The organism is Streptomyces chiangmaiensis (assembly GCF_036281785.1).
GTDB lineage: Bacteria > Actinomycetota > Actinomycetes > Streptomycetales > Streptomycetaceae > Streptomyces > Streptomyces chiangmaiensis.
On sequence record NZ_JAYWVC010000384.1, the window covers coordinates 1 to 4,173 of the forward strand.

Annotated in this window: 2 protein-coding genes and 1 pseudogene; 2 read left to right on the forward strand and 1 reads right to left on the reverse strand. The window is 72.2% G+C overall.

Annotation, left to right across the window (positions count from 1 at the left end; genetic code table 11):
- Positions 1 to 145: 145 nt before the first annotated feature.
- Both VXC91_RS42935 and VXC91_RS42940 read left to right on the forward strand, forming a co-directional pair.
- Complete coding sequence (locus VXC91_RS42935; RefSeq protein ID WP_329512780.1) at positions 146 to 2,284, forward strand: ATP-binding SpoIIE family protein phosphatase; 2,139 nt, start codon at positions 146 to 148, stop codon at positions 2,282 to 2,284.
- A gap of 435 nt (positions 2,285 to 2,719) precedes the next feature.
- On the forward strand, positions 2,720 to 4,054 hold the full coding sequence (locus tag VXC91_RS42940; protein ID WP_408057614.1) for a glycosyltransferase: 1,335 nt from the start codon (positions 2,720 to 2,722) through the stop codon (positions 4,052 to 4,054).
- Here VXC91_RS42940 and VXC91_RS42945 read toward each other — a convergent pair.
- Positions 4,050 to 4,173: pseudogene (locus tag VXC91_RS42945) on the reverse strand (FAD-dependent oxidoreductase); the annotation flags it as partial. The gene VXC91_RS42940 and the pseudogene VXC91_RS42945 sit on opposite strands and share 5 nt — an antisense overlap.

The following is a 4,173-nucleotide window of genomic DNA, read 5'->3' on the forward strand; positions in this document are numbered from 1 at the left end:
GCGCACCGTACCCGCTCATGTGGGCGGTCTTTCGCCCTGGGGGCGAAACCCCGTTCCCTGCCCACCGGTAGCCCACGCGTGGATGTCACTGCCCCGCCCGTTTCCTGGTCGTCGGCTGCACGGCGGACGGCCGGAGGAGGACGTCATGCACAGCACCCCGCGGGACCCGCACCGGGTCGTGACCGCCCCGCCCGTCCGCACCGATGCAGGGCCGCGGGTTCCCGGCACGCACAGCGGCCCCGTCCGGGCGGGCTGGGGCCTGGCCGTTCTGCTCCTCGCCGTTGCGCTGGTCACGGGCGTGCGGCTGGCCCTGGCCGCCGCGCACCTGCAGGTCATGGGGCTGCCCGAGTACTTGGCGCTGATCCCGATCGTGGCCGGCGCGCTGCTGCCGCTGCGGCAGACCCTGATCGTGGGCGTTGCCAATCTGGGCGCCGCCATCGTCGTCTACGGGATCCTCCCGCCGGACATGTCCAGCACCAGCCGGGCCACCGTCATCACGGCGCTGGCCGCCGCGCTGCTCGTCGGCCTGGCCGTCTGCCGCGCCCGTGTCGCCGGGGAGAGGCGCCTGAAGCGGCTGATGATCGCTCGCGAGCGGCTCGCGTTCCTCAGCGAGGCCAACAGCCGCGTCGGCAGCACCCTGGACGTGGCCCGAACCGCCGAGGAGCTGGCCGACGTCGCCGTCCAGCGCTTCGCGGACCATGCCGCCGTGGACCTCTTCGACCCGGTCCTGCAGGGCGAGGAACCCGCCCCGGGGCCGCACCGCGGCCCGATCACCTTGCGCCGCGCCGCCCGGCGGTCGGTGGCGGCGGCGCTCGCGGGCACGGCACCGCCGGGCGGGGCCGTCACCTACCGCCAGGGGTCGGTGCCCGCCGTGAGCCTGATGACGGGCGAACCGGTACGCGGGCAGTTCACCGATGCCGCCGAGGACGGCGGCCGGCCTGCCGGTCCGGGCGGCGCCGGCGGTCAGGCGCCCCACTGCGCGCTGGCGGTCCCGCTGCGCGCCCGCGGGGTGACCCTCGGTGCGGCGCTGTTCACACGTTCCCCGCACCGGGACGCCTTCGACGCCGACGATGTGCTCCTGGCGCAGGAGATCGCGGCACGCGCCGCGGTGTGCGTGGACAACGCCCGCCGCTACACCCGCGAGCGCAACACCTCCGTGGCGCTTCAGAAGAGCCTGTTGCCGCAGGTGGTCCCAAAGCAGCCGGCCGTCGAGGCGGCCACACGCTACATCCCCGCGGACTTCGGGGTCGGAGTGGGCGGCGACTGGTACGACGTGATCCCGCTCTCGGGGGCCCGTGTCGCCTTGGTCGTGGGCGACGTGGTCGGGCACGGCGTCCACGCCTCGGCGACGATGGGGCGGCTGCGCGCCGCGGTCCGCGCCCTCGCCGACATCGACCTGCCGCCCGACGAACTGCTCACCCATCTCGACGACGTCGTCATCCGGCGGCAGGCGGAGACGGCCCGCACGCAGGGGGCCGACGCGGAGGTCGGCGAGGTCGTCGCAACCTGCCTGTACATGGTCTACGACCCGATCTCGCGCGGCTGCACCGCCGCGCGTGCCGGTCACCCGCCGCCGGCTGTGGTGCGTCCGGGAGCAGGCGCCGACTACCTCGATGTCCCCGCCGGTCCCCCGCTGGGCGTGGGCGGACTCCCCTTCGAGACAGCCGACGTGCACCTGCCCGAGGGCAGCCTGCTCGCCCTGTACACCGACGGCCTCGTCGAATCCCCCCACCACCACCTGGACGAAGGGCTCCGGCGTCTGCTGAAAGCCCTGTCCGAGCCGATGTCCTCTCTGGAGGACACGTGCGACCACGTGCTGGACATGCTGGTCGACGACTGCCGCCGCGACGATGTCGCCCTCGTCGTCGCCCGCACCCAGGCACTCGACAGCACGCACGCCGTCGCGTGGGAGCTGTCGGAGGATCTCTTCGAGGTCGCCCGTGCCCGCGACCTCGCCGCGCTGCAGCTGGCGGGCTGGGGTCTGAAGGAGATGGCCTTCACCGCGGAAGTCGTGGTCAGCGAACTGGTCACCAACGCCATCCGCTACGGGCGCAGCCCCGTGCAACTGCGCCTGATCCGGCACGACACCCTGATCTGCGAGGTGTCCGACGGCACCAACACCGCCCCCCACCTGCGCCGGGCCCGGACCTTCGACGAGGGCGGGCGCGGGCTGTTCATCGTGGCGCAGCTCGCCGAGCGCTGGGGCACCAGGCAGCGGCCCGAGGGGAAGACCATCTGGGCCGAGCTCGCCCTCCCGCCCGCACCCGCCCCCGCACCGCTGTGACCCGGCCGAAGACCTCACCCGCCGGTCACGCAAAGGGACGCGGGAACACTCGCCGCCGGTCATGGCCCGCACGGCCCACCCCGATGCAGGAATGATCCGCATTTCCCCCCAGGAGACCCGTCTCGCCACTGTGGTACACATCACCCCGCTATGACCTATCTGTTCTTTCGTGTCGCGTATTTAACTGTCCGCGAATGCGTGGGGGGAAGGTCCGGGCGTGTTCGGTGCGGCGCACTGCCGCCGAGCACGCTCAGCCGCGACGAAAGCCGTGCCCACGTGCCCCAGCTCTTCTTCCAGAAAACCCACGGCCTGCACCGGGCCGACCGCCGTCCGACCACCTGGCTCTTGCGACTGCCGCGCCCCTCCCTGCTCGCCTTCGTCCTCACCGGCTCGGCGGCGGCCTACGTCATCAGCGGCACCCTCCACCTGTACGGAATGGCCGCCATCGGACTGCTCTCCGTCAAGCTGCTGCTGTCCCTGACCTACCGGCCCTTCCGGGCCGGCACGCCGGACACCGGCACGGACCGGCTCGACCTGGTCGCGATCATCCCCACCTACAACGAGGACCCCAGCACCCTGCGGCGCAGTCTGTGCAGCATCCTGGTCCAGTCCCGCCCGGTCAGCGTGGTGCACGTGGTCGACGACGCGAGCAACGACCTGTCCGCGGCCCGAGCCGCGGCGGAGATGGCCCCGCAGTTCGCCCGGGCCGGGATCACCCTGCACATCCACCGCCAGCCGGAGAACAAGGGCAAGCGCGAGGCCCTCGCGGTCGGCTTCAGGGCCAGTCCCGACGCCCACGCCTACCTGTGCGTGGACAGCGACACCGTCCTGGACCCCCAGGCGGTCGAGGAACTGATCAAGCCGCTGGCCAACCCCCGCGTCAAGGCCGTCACCGGTCTCGTCCTCGCCCTCAACCAGCGCAAGAACCTGCTGACCCGGCTGATAGACCTGCGCTACGGCAACGCCTTCCTCTTCGAGCGCGCCGCGTACTCACAGCTGGGCTCCGTGCTGTGCTGCTGCGGCTCGCTCGTCGTCTACCGCGCCGACGTCGTCCACGCCAACCTGGACGACTTCCTCACCCAGCGGTTCCTCGGGCGTCCGGCCGTCTTCGGCGACGACCGCCGGCTGACCAACTACTGCCTGATGCGCGGACAGGTGCTCTTCCAGTCCACCGCCGTCGCCTACACCGCGGTCCCCGAACGCCTCGGGCACTTCCTGCGCCAGCAGGTGCGATGGAACAAGTCCTTCTTCCGCGAGTCCCAGTGGGCACTGCGCAACCTGCCGCGCCTGCGCCCCGGCTGGTACCTGACGTTCATGGAGGTCGCGACCTGGCTGGTGTTCACCGGCGCCGCACTCACCTCACTGGCCGTCAAACCGGCCGCCGACCCCGGCAACACCCTTCGGCACCTGGCCGGCTACCTCGTCTTCACCGCCGTCATGGGATACGCACGCAGCGTGCGCTACCTCGACGCGCCCCGGCCGGGCGTCAGCTTCGCCGGCCGGCTCGGGATCTACGCCCTGGCCCCCGTCTACGGAGTGCTGCACCTGGTCCTGCTCCTGCCGATCCGCATCTACGCCATCCTCACCATGACCCACGGCAAGTGGGGCACCCGCCAAACGGGCGTGGAGGTCACCGACGACGCCGCCGCCACAGCCGGCCTCTACCGGGCCCTGCAGGACACCCACCCCCAGCCCGCACCACTGATCCCGCACCAGACAGGCCTGGACAGCCGGACGCCCTCCCCCTTCATCAACTTGACCCGACCGTGAACCGCTCCTGCGCGTTCACCACGGTCACCCGCACGCCCTCGCGCCGCTTGACCCGGGCCGCCAGCTGAACGGCCGCCGACATGCCCGCGTGCCCGGCCCCCAGAACCACCACACGGTGC

Excerpts from the sequence above, each read along its gene's own strand:
- VXC91_RS42935 (WP_329512780.1), top strand. The coding sequence starts at position 146 with ATGCACAGCACCCCGCGGGACCCGCACCGGGTCGTGACCGCCCCGCCC.
- VXC91_RS42940 (WP_408057614.1), top strand. The coding sequence starts at position 2,720 with ATGGCCGCCATCGGACTGCTCTCCGTCAAGCTGCTGCTGTCCCTGACC.